We start from the raw sequence: 15,218 nt of genomic DNA on the forward strand, positions 1-15,218 counted from the left end.
TTTGTTGGGCCGGAGACCTGGGGGCGCTGCCCCCGCCCGCCTCTCGGCGGGCGCCCCCGGGATATTTCGGCCTAGAAGAAACTCAGGCGGCGGCCTCCAGGGCCGAGGCGGTGGCGTCGAGGCGATCGACCGCCTCGGCGATCTCCTCCTCGGTGATGGTCAGCGGCGGCAGCAGGCGCACGACGTTGTCCGCCGCGGGCACGGTGATCACCAGCTTGTCGTAGCCGGCCTTGACGAAATCCGCCGGGGCGATCTTCGTCTTGAGGCCGATCATCAGGCCCTGGCCGCGGACCGCCTCGAAGATCTCCGGATGCGCGGCGACGAGCCCCTCGAGCTTCTGGTTCAGCAGCCCGGCCTTGCGGCTCACCTCATCTAGGAAGCCGTCCTCGGTCAGCACGTCCATCACCGCGCCGCCGACGGCACAGCCGAGCGGGTTGCCGCCATAGGTCGAACCATGGGTGCCGACGGTCATGCCGGAGGCCGCCTCTTCGGTGGCCAGCACCGCGCCGAGCGGGAAGCCGCCGCCGATGCCCTTGGCGACCATCATGATATCGGGCGTGATGCCGGCGTATTCATGGGCAAACAGGCGCCCGGTCCGACCCATGCCGCATTGCACTTCGTCGAGGATCAGCAGGACCTGCTTGTCGTCGCAGAGCTTGCGCAGCGCCTTGAGCTGATCGTCTGCCAGCGGGCGGATGCCGCCCTCGCCCTGGATCGGCTCGATCAGGATGGCGCCGGTCTTCGCGTCGATGGCCGCCTCGATCGCCTCCAAGTCGCCGAACGGCAGGTGCTTGAACCCCGGCAGGATCGGGCCGAAGCCCTTGACCATCTTCTCGCTGCCCGCCGCGGCGATGCCCGCCGAGGAGCGGCCGTGGAACGAGCCGGTGAAGGCGATGATGTCGGTCTTCTCGGGCGCGCCCTTCTCGTACCAGTACTTGCGCGCCATCTTCACCGCCAGCTCGCAGCTCTCGGTGCCCGAGTTGGTGAAGAAGACGGTGTCGGCAAAGGTCGCGGCCACGAGCTTGTCGGCCAGCGCCTGCTGCTGCGGGATCTCGTAGAGGTTCGAGACGTGCCAGAGCTTGTTCGCCTGCTCGGTCAGCGCCGCCACCAGCGCCGGATGCGCGTGGCCGAGCGCATTCACCGCGATGCCGCTGCCGAGGTCGAGAAAGCGTCGTCCGTCCTCCTCGATCAACCAGCAGCCTTCACCCTTCACGAAATGAAGGGGCGCGCGCGAATAGGTCGGCAGGACGGAGGGGATCATTGCGGCTTCCTCTGCGATGAGGCCCGATTGGTGCCAAGGGCCCGGGGCCAAGTCAAGTTTTCAAGGGGGTGTCTGACGGACAAACGAACAGGCGCGCCCGAATTGGGCACGGAAGGAGGAGCTCAGGCTCGTCGGATTCGGATCGCTTGCGTCATGCGCAGGCTCTTGCCGGGTTTCCCGGCGTAAATCAAGCACCTTGCGCGGATCAGCCGGCAAAAGGGTCGTCCGGGTAGCCGACGCCCATCAGGTAGAGCCCGTCCGGCGGGCAGACCGGCCCGCAATCGGCACGGTCAGCGGCCTCGAGCGCGGTCTTCACCTCGGCCGGCGCCCAGCTGCCCGCGCCGACCCGCTCCAGCGTGCCGACGATCGAGCGCACCTGGTTGTGCAGGAAGCTGCGGGCGCGCAGATGGAAATGGTACTCGGTGCCCGCGCCGGTCTCGACCTGCTCGATGCGGCATTCGTCCAGCGTCTTCACCGGCGAGGCGGCCTGGCACATGGTCGAGCGGAAGGTGGTGAAATCATGCAGGCCGATGAGATGCGCCGCGCCCTCGCGCATCGCCTCGAGCGACAGAGGGGACATCACCCGCCAGACCTGCCCCTTTTCCAGCGTCGAAGGCGCGCGGCGCACCAGCACCCGGAAGAGATACCGCCGCTCCATCGCCGAGAAGCGCGCGTGCCAGTCGTCGCCCACCGCGGCGCAGGCGCGGATCGCCACCGGCGCGGGCTTGAGGTGGAAGTTCAGCGCCTCGCCGAGGCGGAACGGGTCCCAGACCTTCTCCATGTCGCAATGCGCCACCTGTCCGCGGGCGTGCACGCCCGCGTCGGTGCGCCCGGCGGCGGCGATGGTGTGCGCGCGCGTCTCGAGTTTGCCGAGCGCAGACTCGATCGCCCCCTGCACCGAGGGTTGATCCGCCTGACGCTGCCAGCCCGCGAAGGGCCCGCCGTCATATTCCACCAAAAGCGCGTATCTGGGCATGCCCGCCCCTTAGCGCGGCGCCGCGCCCCCATCAATCCCCGAGAGAGGCCGCATCTTCGTCTAGATCCAAATATCCCGGGGTGAATGCGCCGCAGGCGAAGAGGGGCAGCGCCCCTGCCCTGTCCCCCGTTCCGCGACGCTTGCCCGCAGCACTGGCAACCCGCGCCCTGCGCCTCTATCTCTAGGGAAACGCAGAACGAGGGGCGCCACCTTGGTCATCGGAACCATCGCCGACACGCTCACCCGCGGGGTCGGCAACGTCACCGACACGCTGTCGGAAACCTTCTTCGAGCCGGTCGTGCGCATCGGTGTGACCGGGCTGTCGCGCGCCGGCAAGACCGTCTTCATCACCTCGCTGGTCGCCAACCTGCTCGACCGCGGGCGGATGCCGCAGCTCGCCGCCGAGGCGGAATCGCGCATCCTCACCGCCTACCTGCAGCCGCAGCCCGACGACACCGTGGCCCGCTTCGACTACGAGAGCCATCTTGCCGCGCTCACCGCGCGCGAGCCGCGCTGGCCCGACAGCACCCGCGCCGTCTCGGAGCTGCGGCTCTCGCTCAAGGTGCGCCCCACCGGCATGCTGGCCGGGCTGCAGGGGCCGCGCACGGTGCATCTCGACATCGTCGACTATCCCGGCGAGTGGCTGCTCGACCTCGGCCTGCTGGACCAGAGCTTCGAGCGCTGGACCGAGAAGACGCTGAAGCGCCTGCCGCAGCGGCCCGGCTCTGAGCCCTTCCTGGCGCTGCTCGGCGGCGTCGATCCCAACGAGGAGTTCTCAGAGCCCAAGGCCAAGGCGCTCGCCGAGGCCTTCACCGGCGCGCTGCACATGGCGCGCGAGGCGGGGTTCTCCGACTGCACCCCCGGGCGCTTTTTGCTGCCCGGCGAGAAGGCCGGCAGCCCGGCGCTGACCTTCGCGCCAATGCCGAAACCGGAAAATCCCGCCCGCCGGGGCCTCTGGCGCGAGATGGAACGGCGCTTCGAGGCCTACAAGGCGCAGATCGTGAAGCCCTTCTTCCGCGATCACTTCTCGCGCATCGACCGGCAGATCGTGCTGGTGGACGCGCTCGGCGCGATCCACGCCGGACCGCCCGCGCTCGACGACCTGCGGCGTACGATGGCGGGCATCCTCAAGGCCTTCCGCCCCGGCTCCAACGCCTGGCTGACGCAGCTCCTGCGCGGGCGACGGGTAGAGAAAATCCTCTTTGCCGCGACCAAGGCCGACCACCTGCACCACAGCCAGCACGCGCGGCTCACCGCGATCATGGAGGCGCTGACCCGCGAGGCGCGCGACCGGGCGCGCTTCGCCGGGGCCGAGACCTCGGCCATGTCGATCGCCGCGCTGCGCGCCACGGTCGAGCAGACGCTGCCGCACAACGGCAGCGAGCTCGACTGCGTGCGCGGCACGCTGCTGAACCCCGACGGCTCGCGCGGGCGGCAGGCGGCCTTCTACCCCGGCGCGCTGCCCGAGGATCCGTCGCACCTGCTGACTCCGGCCCGCGAGGGCGCGGAGGGATGGCTCGACGCCGATTACGAGATCATGCGCTTCGCGCCGGCGCCGCTGACGCTGAAACCCGGCGAGGGCCCGCCGCACATCCGCCTCGACCGCGCCGCGCAGTTCCTCGTGGGGGACCGGCTGTGAGCCCGCTGTTGCGCCCCGCCCGCCCCACCGACGCCGGCAGCCTCGGCGCGATGATCACAAGCGCCGTCGAGGCCCATGCCTGGAAGCCCCTGCTGCACAGCGGCGCCGAGGATATTGCCCACGCCGGGTCGATGATCGAAAGGGGCTGGGTCACCGTGGCCGAGGGTGGCGCAGGCGAAGTGCTCGGCTTCCTCGCCCGCGAGGCCACCTACATACATGCGCTCTTCGTCGCCCCCGGCTCCCAGGGCCGCGGCATCGGCCGGGCGCTCCTGCAAGACGCCCAGCGCGCCGCACCCCGGCTCGAACTCTGGACCTTCGTCGCCAACACCCGCGCCCAGCGCTTTTACGAGCGCGCGGGTTTTGCCGTGACAAAGCGCGGCGATGGCTCGGCCAACGAGGAAGGCCTGCCCGATCTTCTCTACGTCTGGGAGGCCCCCGGCATCGGGACCGCCCCCCGCAGCATGGAGGCCCGCGCATGAGCGATCTCCCCCCCGGCGGCCCGCGCAAGCAGGGTCCGATCCTGTTCGATCTCGACGAGGCGCAGCCGGCCCTCACCCCCTCCGAGGCGCCGCCGGTGCCCGAACCCAACCTGCCGAATCCGCAAGGTCAGGCGATGACCACCGCGGCGGCGCTGGCCGCCCGGCGCCCGTCGAAGCTGGCGCGCTGGTTCTGGGCGCTGGCCGGCACGCTGATCTCCGCCCTGATCTCCATCGCCGCCTGGCGCTTCGCCACCGATCTCATCGCCTCGGTGCCGCTGCTCGGCCTTGCCGTGTCGGTGCTGATGGCGCTGGTGGTGCTGGTCGGGCTTGCCATCGTGGTCAAGGAAATCGCCGCCATCTCGCGGCTGGCCAAGGTCGACGCGCTGCACCGGGCCGCCGATGCGGCGCTGGCCGCGGAGGACCTCAAGGCCGCGCGCAAGGTGGTCGATCAGCTCTCGAGCCTCTACGCCGGGCGCGAGGACACCCGCTGGGGCCGCGAGCGGCTGAAGGAGCGCGGCGCCGAGGTTTTCGACGCCTCGGGGCTGATCGGATTGGCCGAGACCGAGCTGCTGGCGCCGCTGGATGCCGCCGCCCGGCGCGAGGTCGAGGCTTCGGCGCGGCAGGTGGCGACGGTGACCGCGCTGGTGCCGCTGGCGCTGGCCGACGTGATCGCGGCGCTCTCGTCCAACCTGCGGATGATCCGCCGCATCGCCGAGATCTACGGCGGGCGCTCGGGCACGCTCGGAAGCTGGCGTCTGACGCGGGCGGTGATGTCGCATCTCGTCGCGACCGGCGCGGTGGCCGTGGGCGACGACATGCTCGAGCCGGTGCTCGGCGGCGGCATCCTCGGCAAGCTCTCGCGCCGCTTCGGCGAGGGGCTGGTGAACGGCGCGCTGACGGCGCGGGTCGGCGTCGCGGCCATCGAGGTCTGCCGCCCCCTGCCCTTCACCCGCCGCAAGCGCCCCTCGGTGCGCGAGATCATCCGCACCGCGCTGGCGGGCTTCGTGATCAAGGAGACCGGCAAGGGCTGAGGCGTCGCGTTTCGGGCAATTTGATCCGGCCCGATTTGATCCGGGCCGATTTGATCAGGGACAAGGCGCGCTTGGCGCGGCATGGTCAGGCTCGTGCCGCAAGCAGGAGCCAGCCGATGACCCGCCAGCCCGATGATGCCAGCGATCTTCCCCAGCCCGACGGCCACGGCCGCCTGCGGGACGTCGTCTACGGCGCCATCGACGGATCGGTCACCACATTCGCCATTGTCGCCGGTGTCGCGGGCGCGGAGCTGTCGCCCTACATCATCCTTGCCCTCGGCTTTGCCAACGTGCTGGCCGACGGCTTCTCCATGGCGGCGGGCAACTACTCCGGCACCAAGGCCGAGCTCGACGATCTGCGCCGCCTGCAGCAGCTCGAGCGGCGGCGGATCGCCTCCGAGCCGGAGACCGCACGCCGCGACCTGCGGAGGCAGCTGGCACGGCAGGGGCTGTCGGGAGAGGTGCTCGAGGCCGCCGCGGCGCAGATCGCCTCGGACCCGGCGCATTGGAGCCGCCAGTTGCTGGCGGGCGATCACGGGCTGTCGGAGATCGACCCGCAGCCGATGCGCGCCGCGCTGGCCACCTTTGCCGCCTTCCTCGCCGCCGGGCTGGTGCCGATGCTGCCTTTCGTGCTGGCGCTGGAGAATGCCCTCGCCACCGCCACCGGGCTCACCATGGCGAGCTTCTTCGCCATCGGCGCCTACAAGAGTCGCTGGTCGCTGACCCCTTGGTGGCGCTCCGGACTCGAGACGATGGCCATTGGCGGGGTGGCCGCGGGGCTGGCCTTTGCGGTTGGACGGCTCTTCGCGCTCTAGGCGCCGCGCGGTCCACAGGCAAGGAACCGACCAGACGGAACCGACCAGCGCCACATAAGGAGTTTTCGCGCGGCGCTGGCCGGAAGACGCCCCGATACCAGGGGCTTGGCGGGAGGAAACCCTCGCCCGGACCATCCGTGAGTGGCAGCGGGTCCGATCTTCAGGGCGAGGACTACAACAGGACGCCGGCCCTAATAGGCTGGCGCTACAGCGGGCGCAGCGGTTTCGGTCCCTCCGCTCCAGCCCGATGCGGAGCCGCCGGCTCCGCTTCCCGGGGCGGCGGGGGACTCACTGGCCCCACCAACCCTCAGGGTTCCGACCCCGACCACCAGGCCGAGGATCATCAGGACCGCGATCAGCAGGCCGCCGGTGAGCGTTCCGGCGCTTTCCGCTGGGCACGTGTCCGCCAAGCTCATTGCAGTCTCGGACCGCAGGTCCGAGCCGTAAGGGCTGTTTTGGTGCAGCCCGGAGTCACGATAGGCCATAACGCCTCCACGGGTTCGGATGCGCGCCGGGTACCAGTTGAGTGTCGGGAGGGGCGCCGCATTTGCGGTACAAAACCCGATCCACCGGCAAAGATCCTGCAAATCCGGCGCGCGCGCGGATTCTGGCGCGGTGCCGCCGGAGCCCGCGGCGGCGTTGGCGCATCCTCGCCACCGCGCGAGGGAACCGGCGGCGCCGCGCCGGTTTTCCCCGCGCCGCGAGGTGGATTTCCGCGCATTTCCCCAGCGTCAACGGGCTGCGCGCAACCACTGGACCATCGCGAGTCGGATGCCTATAAGGCGCCCATGATGCCCCGCAATGCGATCATCATTCGAATTACATGCCCGGCGCTCTGATCAATAGAGCCGCCGGGACAAGGCGTATGGACCGCCGCGCCGACCTTTCTCAGACATCTCCGACATAACTTCCGGGACCGCAGAACATGTGCGCCGACACCACCACCCAGACGCCTGACTACAAGGACACGCTGAACCTTCCGAAGACCGACTTCCCGATGCGCGCGGGCCTGCCCAAGCGCGAGCCCGAGTGGCTGGAACGGTGGGCGAAGATCGGCGTCTACGACCGCCTCCGCGACAAGGCCGAGGACGGCTCGCGCACGCCCTTCACGCTGCACGACGGCCCGCCCTACGCCAACGGTCACCTGCACATCGGCCACGCGCTGAACAAGACGATCAAGGACATGATCGTGCGCTCGCACCAGATGATGGGGCATGACGCGCGCTACGTGCCCGGCTGGGACTGCCACGGCCTGCCGATCGAGTGGAAGATCGAAGAGCAGTACCGCAAGAAGGGCAAGAACAAGGACGAGGTGCCGGTCATCGACTTCCGGCAGGAATGCCGCAAGTTCGCCGAAGGCTGGGTCGACATCCAGCGCGAGGAGTTCAAGCGCCTCGGCATCACCGGCAACTGGGACGATCCCTACCTCACCATGGCGTTTCACGCCGAGCGGGTGATCGCGGAAGAGTTCCAGAAGTTCCTGATGAACGGCACGCTCTACCAGGGCTCGAAGCCGGTCATGTGGTCGCCTGTCGAGAAGACCGCGCTGGCCGAAGCCGAGATCGAGTACCACGACCACAAGTCGCACACGATCTGGGTGCCGTTCGAGATCGTCTCGGGTGGCCACGTGGCACTGCCGCAGGGCGAGGATGACGACTACGCGGGCGCCGACACCGAGCTGCTGGCCGAGGGGCTGCACAAGGCGCGCGTGGTAATCTGGACCACCACCCCCTGGACCATCCCCTCGAACAAGGCCATCGCCTTCAATCCCGCCATCGAATACGGCCTCTACGAGGTCACCGGCACGCCCGAGGAATGCTGGTGCTCGGTCGGCGATCTCTACGTCGTGGCCGACAAGCTGGCCGGCGACGTGTTCAAATCCGCGCGCCTCGAGCCCGGGATGTACGCCCGCAAGCGCGGCGTCTCGGCGGACGAGCTGTCGAGCCTCACCCTCGCCCACCCCTTCGCCGGCCTCGACGGCGCCGAGGGCTTCTGGGACTACGAGGTGCCGATGATCGACGGCGAGCACGTGACCGACGACGCGGGCACCGGCTTCGTGCACACCGCACCTTCGCACGGCGCCGACGACTATGAGTGCTTCGTCAAGCGCAACTGGATCGACCGGATGACCCACAACGTGGGCGAAGAGTCCGAGTTCCTGCCGCATGTGCCGTTCTTCGCCGGGCTGACCGTCTTTGACCACAAGGGCAAGGAAGGCAAGGCCAACGGGGCCGTGATCGCCAAGCTGGTCGAGGCGGGCGGCATCATCGCGCGCGGCCGCGTCACCCACTCCTACCCGCACAGCTGGCGCTCCAAGGCGCCGGTGATCTTCCGCAACACGCCGCAGTGGTTCGCCGCCATCGACCGCGACGTGAACGACGGGCAGGACGCGAACGGCAAGACCATCCGCGACCGCGCCCTCACCTGCATCGATCAGGTGAAATGGACGCCGCAGTCGGGCCGCAACCGTCTCTACTCGATGATGGAAGCCCGTCCGGACTGGGTGCTCTCGCGCCAGCGCGCCTGGGGCGTGCCGTTGACCTGCTTCACCAAGAAGGGCGCGCTGCCCACCGACGAGGGCTTCCTGCTGCGCGATCCCGAGGTCAACGCCCGCATTTGCGACGCCTTCGAGACCGAAGGCGCCGACTGCTGGTACGCCGAAGGCGCGAAGGAGCGCTTCCTCGGTGCGGGCTACAACGCCGATGAATGGGAGCAGGTCTACGACGTGCTCGACGTGTGGTTCGATAGCGGCTCGACCCATGCCTTCGTGCTGCGCGACCGCGCCGACGGCACCAAGGACGGCATCGCCGACGTCTACATGGAGGGCACCGACCAGCACCGCGGCTGGTTCCACAGCTCGCTGCTGCAGTCGGTCGGCACCACCGGTCACGCGCCCTACCGCAACGTGGTCACCCATGGCTTCACGCTGGACGAGAAGGGCAACAAGATGTCCAAATCCCTCGGCAACACCATCGTGCCCGAAGAGGTGATCAAGCAGTACGGCGCCGACATCCTGCGCCTCTGGGTCGCCCAGACCGACTACACCGCCGACCAGCGCATCGGGCCGGAGATCCTCAAGGGCGTGGCCGACGGCTACCGCCGCCTGCGCAACACCATGCGCTTCATGCTCGGCGCGCTCGGCCACTTCGAGGAGAGCGACCGGGTCGAAGCCGCCGACATGCCCGAGCTGGAGCGCTGGGTGCTGCACCGCCTTGCCGAGCTGGATGACGTGGTGCGCGAGGGCTACCGCGCCTATGACTTCCAGCACGTGTTCCAGCAGGTCTTCACCTTCTGCACCGTGGATCTGTCGGCCCTCTACTTCGACATCCGCAAGGACGCGCTCTACTGCGACGGCGACACCCCCCGTCGCAAGGCCGCGCGCACGGTCATGGACCTGCTGTTCCACCGGCTGACCACCTGGCTCGCGCCGGTGCTGCCCTTCACCATGGAAGACGTCTGGCTCGACCGCTTCCCGGGCGAGGACAGCTCGGTGCACCTGCAGGACTTCCCCGCCACGCCGCCCGCGTGGCGCGATGCCGCGCTGGCCGAGAAGTGGGGCAAAGTCCGCCAGGCCCGCCGCGCGGTCACCGCGGCGCTGGAAATCCAGCGCACCGAGAAGGTCATCGGCGCCTCGCTCGAGGCCTTCCCGGTGGTGCATGTCGAGGATGCGGAGATGTTGGAGGCGCTGAAATCGGTGGCCTTCGAGGACATCTGCATCACCTCGGACATCGCGCTGACCGCCGACCCGGCGCCGGCCGAGGCCTTCCGCATGGCCGATGTGCCGAACGTCGGCGTGGTCTTCGAGAAGGCCGAGGGTGAGAAGTGCCAGCGCTGCTGGAAGATCCTGCCCGACGTCGGAACCCACAGCCACGCATCCACCTGCGCCCGCTGCGACGAGGCACTGGGCTAAGGCCCTCTGCTCCGTGCCGCTGCGGCGGCACGGACGAGAGGTGAGACTCTAAGAAAAGACGAAAGGGCTGCGCGGATCGCGCGGCCCTTTTGCGTGACGGGCCAGCCGGCTCAGTTCCCCGCCCGGCGCATCATCATCTCGTGGACCGCCTGCATGCCGCGCGCCGCCATGTCGGAGACCTCGGCGGCATGGATCTGCAACGCGGCGACCATCTCCGGATCCTCCGAGGTCTGGGTGACGATGATTCCGGACTCGGCCACCTCGATCTGCGTGTCGATCGCCTCGGGCCGGGCGAAGAAGATGTCGAGCGTCGGGCTCTGGATGAAGACCTGCGGGTCGTCTCCCGCCTCGACCCGCCCGAGCATCCCCGTGACATGGCCGATCAGCACGTCCATCACCTCGGGGTCCGAGGAGCGGGTGACGGTCCTTATGCCGTCCGGCAGGTTGGTCACCTCGCGGGAAAAGGTCCGGAAGTTGCGGAACATGGTCGCCAGCTCGGCGCTCTCTTCAGGGCTGGCGTTGCGCCCGTGCAGGCCGGGCATATTGACCTCGTCATGGCCCGTGCCGTCGGCGCCGTGGCCGTGCATCATGCCGCCGCCCATACCTCCGCCCATGCCGGGGCCGTGCGTCTGAGCCGCGGCGCTGCCGGCACCCAGAAGCACCGCAGCAACGGACAGTGCGCGGGCCGGACGCAGGACCGATGAAAACATTGCAAAGGACTGCATCGGCTCTCTCCCATAGCGTGCACCCCATGGATACAGCCAAGGCAGGCCGCGACCAAACCTTATATGCGTTATCACGCATCTGTTCCCAGAACCCGGCGGACACCGCCCCATAAAGCAAAAGGCGCCCCCTGCGGGACGCCCCTAGTTTCGCCGCCATGCCATGGGCGTCAGCGGGTCGGAATGCTGACCCGAAGCTGCACCGTTTCAACCCCGGGGTTGTCACCGTAGATCTCGGCGTTGGAGCGGTGATCGTAGCTCAGGCCGACGCGCCAGCCGCGCGCCGTCTCGTAGCCCAGCTCGATCCCCGAGCGGAACTCGATCGGGCCGCCGAGATCGAAGCCACCGTTGTCGAAGTAGAGCCCCGGCATCGCGTGCAGCTCCGCGTAGAACGGGCTGTATCCGAGGTTCATCTTGTAGGTCGCCCCGTAGCCGATCCAGCTTTCGCCGTCCTCGCTCACCGACACGCCCACCGCCGTCCCGAAGGGGCCGTACATGCGGCCGAAATCGTAGCGCAGGTAAGCCTCGGCCTTGGTGTCCGCCTGGCGATCGACCCATTGCCCCATCGAGAAGGCGGCGCGCGGCTGGGTCTCGCTCGGGCCGAGACAGCCGTTCGACGTGCCGCAGTGGTTGACCCCCATGTCGGTCAGGCCGCCGATCAGCATGAGCACTGCAAAGGTTCCGTTGGCCATTCTGCCCTCCTGTCCGTCGCGACACAGGCCGCGCTCTTATTGTACCGGGGCTTGCATGGCGCAGGAACACGGCGCTGTCCACCCGGGGCCCCAGACAGGGCGCGCGCCGCATCCGCCGCGCAACAGCGCGCTCAGCGTGACAGCTGGCCCAGCAGCCCCTCGGCCGCGATCTCGACAAGGTCCAGCGCCCCGTCGAAATCCCTCGTGAAATAAGGGTCCGGCACCTCCGTCGCGCCGGTCTGCGGCGCGTAATCGGTGAAGAGCGCCAGCCGCGCCTTGCCGCCCGCGGGACGGATCGCCTCGAGGTTGGCCATGTTCGAGCCGTCCATCGCCACGATCAAATCGAAGTGATGAAAGTCCTCCGGCGTCACCTGTCGCGCCCGCAGCCCCGACAGGTCGTAGCCCCGTGCCTTCGCCGCCCGCTGCATCGGACCATAGGGCGCCTCGCCCACGTGCCAGTCGCCGGTGCCGGCGCTGTCGATCTCCAGCGGCAGCGCCCGCGCCTCGGCCATGGCGCGCAGCACCCCCTCGGCCGAGGGCGACCGGCAGATATTGCCCAGACAGACAAAGAGGATACGGTGGGTCATGCGGGTCTCCTTCCAGATCCGTGATAGCGCGAAGGCGCCCGGGATACAAAGCGGCCGGCGCAGCACCGCGGATCGGATAGGCAATCCCGCCAGACACGCAGGCGGACACGAAGGCAGACAAGGGGCAGCAATGGCAGCGCAGGGCAGCACCGCAGAGAAGATCGTCATCCTCACCGGCGCCGGGATTTCCGCCGAAAGCGGGCTCGGCACCTTCCGCGACGAGGGCGGCCTCTGGGCCCAGCACCGGATCGAGGACGTGGCCACCCCCGAGGGCTTCGCCCGCAACCCGCAGCTTGTGCACGATTTCTACAACGCCCGCCGCGCGCAGGCCGCAAAGGCCGCGCCCAATGCCGCCCATGCCGCGCTGGCGCGGCTGCAGAAGGAGCACCCCGGCGAGGTCATCCTCGTCACCCAGAACGTCGACGGGCTGCATGAAAAGGCCGGGGCCGAGGCGATCCACATGCACGGCGTGCTCGACGGCGCGCTCTGCGCCGCCTGCGGCGCGCGGTGGCAAGCGCCGCTGGTCATGGGCCCCGCGGATGGCTGCCCGGAATGCGCCCGCCCGGCGACCCGCCCCGACATCGTCTGGTTCGGCGAGATGCCCTACTTCATGGACGAGATCGCCGAGCACCTCGAGAGCTGCGACCTCTTCGCCGCAATCGGCACCTCGGGGCAAGTCTACCCGGCGGCGGGATTCGTCCAGGAGGCGGCCTATGCCGGGGCGCATACGGTGGAGCTGAATCTCAGCGACAGCGACACCTCGCACAGCTTCGCCGAACACCGGGTCGGTCCGGCCAGCCGGCTCGTTCCGCTCTGGGTCGAAGAGCTCCTGGCGCGCTAGGCTCAGCGGCTCAGATCGACCGGCACCTCGACGCGAATCTCCCCTGCCCGCTCGAAGGTCAGCAGGAGATCGAGCGTCGCGCCCTGTTCGAGCGGTTCCGACAAACCCATGAGCATCACATGGTCGCCGCCGCGGGCGAGGGCATGGCTGCCGCCGGAGGGAATCACCACGCCGCCCTCATGGCCGGTCATGGTCATCACCCCGCCATCGCTCTCGGAGCTGCCATGCAGCATGGTCTTCGCGGCGATTCCGGCGCTGGCGGCGAGCAGCCGGTCATCCTCGGCGCCGTCGTTGCGCAGCACCATGTAGACCGCGGCGGAGCTCGCGGCGGGCATCGCGGCCCAGACGTGGGCGTCTTCTACAAGAATATCTGCAAGCCCCGGTCCCGCTGTGGACAGCGCCAGTACGGCCGCGGCAAGAAACTTCAGGCGCATTCTCAGCTATCCTCCCCAAGTGAGCGCAATGCTTGGGGATTCGTGGACCATCCACAAGGCTACCGCAAGGGCATCCCATGTGGACAATACATGTGTAGCCGCCGCGCCGCAGCACGGAAAACCTGCGTCAATGCAATGAAAGCAAAAGAAAACAGCCCCGGAGCGCGGGGCTCCGGGGCTGTGGAAATCTCTGTGGGCAGGATCAGGCCTGAGCGGCCTGTGCCTTCGCGATTTCTTTCTTCACTTTCAGGGCATTGGCGCTGAGTTCGACGTCCTTCGCCTTGGCGAGGAACTTGTCGAGGCCACCACGGTGGTCGACCGAACGCAGGGCCGAAGCCGAGATGCGCAGTTTGACGCCGCGGCCGAGGGTCTCGGACTGCAGGGTCACATCATTCAGGTTCGGCAGAAAGCGACGCTTGGTCTTGTTGTTGGCGTGGCTCACGTTGTGGCCCGTCATCGGGCCTTTGCCGGTCAGTTCGCATACGCGCGACATTGGGTCCATTCCTTCATGTCTCGGGGCGAAAGCGGGCCTTCCGCCAATATCAAAGGGCGCCGCTTTCACAGCGCCCGGAATCTGGTCGGGCTTCTCTAGCTCCAAGCCCCATCGACGTCAAGGGCCCTTGCCGGCAAAGCCCCGCAGATAGGTGTGCAGGATTTCCTCGGCCGCGCGGGCCGGGCTCAGCCCGCCCTCTTCGACCTGCCGTGCGAGCGCCTCCATGGCGCCGCGCACGGGCTCCTGCCGCAGCCGCGCGAGCAGCCCCTCGCGCACCTCGGCCTCGAACCAGTGGCGCGCCTGCTCGGCCCGCCGCGCGGTGAACTGCCCGGCCTCGCGCCGCCAATCCGCCAGCGCCTGCATCTCCTCCCAGGCCCGCGCCAACCCCGACTCCTCCAGCGCCGAGACGGTCAGCGCCTTGGGAAAGCCCTCGGGGTCCTGCGGACGTTTGCGCAAGAGCCGCAGCGCCCCGGCGTAATCGGCGCAGGTGCGGGTGGCGGCGCCCTTCAGCTCGCCGTCGGCCTTGTTGACGAGGATGATGTCGGCGCTCTCCATGATGCCGCGTTTCACCCCCTGCAACTCGTCGCCGCCGGCGGGGGCCAGCAGCAGCAGGAAGAGATCGGACATGTCGGCCACCATGGTCTCGGACTGGCCGACGCCCACGGTCTCGATCAGGATCACGTCGAAGCCCGCCGCCTCGCACAGACCGATGGCCTCGCGCGTGCGCCGCGCCACGCCGCCCAGCTGCGACTGCGCCGGCGAGGGCCGGATGAAGGCATTGCGGTCGCGCGACAGCCGCTCCATCCGGGTCTTGTCGCCGAGGATCGACCCGCCCGAACGCGCCGAGGAGGGATCCACCGCCAGCACCGCCACCTTGAGACCCTGCGCGGTCAGCATCATGCCGAAGGTCTCGATGAAGGTGGACTTGCCCACGCCCGGCGTGCCCGAAAGCCCGATCCGCAGCCCCTGGCGGCCACTGCCGCGCAAACGATCAAGCAAGGCCGTCGCCTGCGCCCGGTGATCGGCCCGCCCGCTTTCCACAAGCGTGATCGCCCGCGCCAGCGCCCGCCGCTCGCCCGCCTCGATGCGCGCCGCCAGATCCTCGATATCCATGCCACCTCGCTCCGTTTGCCCCGATTTGCGCCGCCCGCGCCGGCAATGTCCACCCGCCGGGTCTTTCTTCTAGGCAAAAATATCCCGGGGGAGCCGCCCCGGGCGGCGGGGGCGGAGCCCCTTTCGGCGCCGCGCCCGTGTCTGCCGCCGGCATAGGGAGCGCCCCGCCTGCCGCGGGCCAAGGACCGCAGACAAAAGAACAGGAGGGGCTCTGCCCCCGAGGCG

Annotated in this window: 14 protein-coding genes; 6 read left to right on the forward strand and 8 right to left on the reverse strand. The window is 69.0% G+C overall.

Going from position 1 to position 15,218, the window contains the following annotated elements; translation table 11 throughout:
* Positions 1-82: 82 nt before the first annotated feature.
* Together LC039_RS08000 and truA are read right to left on the reverse strand one after the other, a co-directional pair.
* Complete coding sequence (locus LC039_RS08000) at positions 83-1,261, reverse strand: aspartate aminotransferase family protein (RefSeq protein ID WP_226623017.1); 1,179 nt, start codon at positions 1,259-1,261, stop codon at positions 83-85.
* Between the two features lie 205 nt (positions 1,262-1,466).
* Positions 1,467-2,237 (reverse strand): tRNA pseudouridine(38-40) synthase TruA, encoded by a 771-nt coding sequence (truA, locus tag LC039_RS08005; RefSeq protein ID WP_226623024.1) that lies wholly within the window; start codon positions 2,235-2,237, stop codon positions 1,467-1,469.
* A 211-nt stretch (positions 2,238-2,448) separates the two neighbouring features.
* Here truA and LC039_RS08010 point away from each other — a divergent pair, with 211 nt between their 5' ends.
* From LC039_RS08010 to ileS, 5 genes are all read left to right on the forward strand, one after another.
* A complete protein-coding gene (locus LC039_RS08010; RefSeq protein WP_226623025.1) occupies positions 2,449-3,876 on the forward strand; it encodes a YcjX family protein in 1,428 nt (475 codons plus the stop codon).
* Entirely contained in the window at positions 3,873-4,355 is a 483-nt protein-coding gene (locus LC039_RS08015) for a GNAT family N-acetyltransferase (RefSeq protein WP_226623027.1), read from the forward strand. Before LC039_RS08010 ends, LC039_RS08015 begins: the two co-directional genes overlap by 4 nt.
* On the forward strand, positions 4,352-5,386 hold the full coding sequence (locus LC039_RS08020) for a YcjF family protein (RefSeq protein ID WP_226623028.1): 1,035 nt from the start codon (positions 4,352-4,354) through the stop codon (positions 5,384-5,386). Before LC039_RS08015 ends, LC039_RS08020 begins: the two co-directional genes overlap by 4 nt.
* A 116-nt stretch (positions 5,387-5,502) precedes the next feature.
* On the forward strand, positions 5,503-6,201 hold the full coding sequence (locus tag LC039_RS08025; protein WP_226623030.1) for a VIT1/CCC1 transporter family protein: 699 nt from the start codon (positions 5,503-5,505) through the stop codon (positions 6,199-6,201).
* Between the two features lie 925 nt (positions 6,202-7,126).
* Positions 7,127-10,111: an isoleucine--tRNA ligase gene (ileS, locus tag LC039_RS08030; RefSeq protein ID WP_226623032.1), complete on the forward strand. Its 2,985-nt coding sequence runs from the start codon at positions 7,127-7,129 to the stop codon at positions 10,109-10,111.
* A 110-nt stretch (positions 10,112-10,221) separates the two neighbouring features.
* Here ileS and LC039_RS08035 read toward each other — a convergent pair whose 3' ends face one another.
* The 3 genes from LC039_RS08035 to LC039_RS08045 form a co-directional block, all read right to left on the reverse strand.
* Positions 10,222-10,836, reverse strand: a complete 615-nt coding sequence (locus LC039_RS08035; protein WP_226623034.1) for a hypothetical protein — start codon at positions 10,834-10,836, stop codon at positions 10,222-10,224.
* A gap of 167 nt (positions 10,837-11,003) precedes the next feature.
* Complete coding sequence (locus LC039_RS08040) at positions 11,004-11,525, reverse strand: acyloxyacyl hydrolase (RefSeq protein ID WP_226623035.1); 522 nt, start codon at positions 11,523-11,525, stop codon at positions 11,004-11,006.
* 131 nt (positions 11,526-11,656) lie between these two features.
* Positions 11,657-12,112, reverse strand: coding sequence for a low molecular weight protein-tyrosine-phosphatase (locus LC039_RS08045; RefSeq protein WP_226623037.1), 456 nt, complete (start codon positions 12,110-12,112; stop codon positions 11,657-11,659).
* Positions 12,113-12,242: 130 nt separating this feature from the next.
* Between LC039_RS08045 and LC039_RS08050 the strand changes: the two genes are divergently transcribed.
* Positions 12,243-12,953, forward strand: coding sequence for an NAD-dependent deacylase (locus tag LC039_RS08050; protein ID WP_226623039.1), 711 nt, complete (start codon positions 12,243-12,245; stop codon positions 12,951-12,953).
* 2 nt (positions 12,954-12,955) lie between these two features.
* On the opposite strand, the gene LC039_RS08055 is transcribed toward LC039_RS08050, so the two are convergent.
* The 3 genes from LC039_RS08055 to meaB form a co-directional block, all read right to left on the reverse strand.
* Positions 12,956-13,387: a copper chaperone PCu(A)C gene (locus tag LC039_RS08055; protein WP_226623040.1), complete on the reverse strand. Its 432-nt coding sequence runs from the start codon at positions 13,385-13,387 to the stop codon at positions 12,956-12,958.
* Between the two features lie 202 nt (positions 13,388-13,589).
* Positions 13,590-13,880: a 50S ribosomal protein L28 gene (gene rpmB, locus LC039_RS08060; protein ID WP_092429714.1), complete on the reverse strand. Its 291-nt coding sequence runs from the start codon at positions 13,878-13,880 to the stop codon at positions 13,590-13,592.
* Positions 13,881-13,997: 117 nt separating this feature from the next.
* Positions 13,998-14,993 (reverse strand): methylmalonyl Co-A mutase-associated GTPase MeaB, encoded by a 996-nt coding sequence (gene meaB / locus LC039_RS08065; protein ID WP_226623046.1) that lies wholly within the window; start codon positions 14,991-14,993, stop codon positions 13,998-14,000.
* Positions 14,994-15,218: the final 225 nt, after the last annotated feature.

It is taken from the genome of Alloyangia pacifica (assembly GCF_020524285.1).
GTDB classification, from domain to species: Bacteria; Pseudomonadota; Alphaproteobacteria; order Rhodobacterales; family Rhodobacteraceae; genus Salipiger; species Salipiger pacificus_B.

Coding starts and splice junctions, on each gene's coding strand:
- LC039_RS08040 (WP_226623035.1), bottom strand. CDS start 11,525: ATGGCCAACGGAACCTTTGCAGTGCTCATGCTGATCGGCGGCCTGACC.
- LC039_RS08045 (WP_226623037.1), bottom strand. CDS start 12,112: ATGACCCACCGTATCCTCTTTGTCTGTCTGGGCAATATCTGCCGGTCG.
- LC039_RS08025 (WP_226623030.1), top strand. CDS start 5,503: ATGACCCGCCAGCCCGATGATGCCAGCGATCTTCCCCAGCCCGACGGC.
- ileS (WP_226623032.1), top strand. CDS start 7,127: ATGTGCGCCGACACCACCACCCAGACGCCTGACTACAAGGACACGCTG.
- LC039_RS08050 (WP_226623039.1), top strand. CDS start 12,243: ATGGCAGCGCAGGGCAGCACCGCAGAGAAGATCGTCATCCTCACCGGC.
- LC039_RS08035 (WP_226623034.1), bottom strand. CDS start 10,836: ATGCAGTCCTTTGCAATGTTTTCATCGGTCCTGCGTCCGGCCCGCGCA.
- rpmB (WP_092429714.1), bottom strand. CDS start 13,880: ATGTCGCGCGTATGCGAACTGACCGGCAAAGGCCCGATGACGGGCCAC.
- LC039_RS08000 (WP_226623017.1), bottom strand. CDS start 1,261: ATGATCCCCTCCGTCCTGCCGACCTATTCGCGCGCGCCCCTTCATTTC.
- LC039_RS08055 (WP_226623040.1), bottom strand. CDS start 13,387: ATGCGCCTGAAGTTTCTTGCCGCGGCCGTACTGGCGCTGTCCACAGCG.
- truA (WP_226623024.1), bottom strand. CDS start 2,237: ATGCCCAGATACGCGCTTTTGGTGGAATATGACGGCGGGCCCTTCGCG.
- meaB (WP_226623046.1), bottom strand. CDS start 14,993: ATGGATATCGAGGATCTGGCGGCGCGCATCGAGGCGGGCGAGCGGCGG.
- LC039_RS08020 (WP_226623028.1), top strand. CDS start 4,352: ATGAGCGATCTCCCCCCCGGCGGCCCGCGCAAGCAGGGTCCGATCCTG.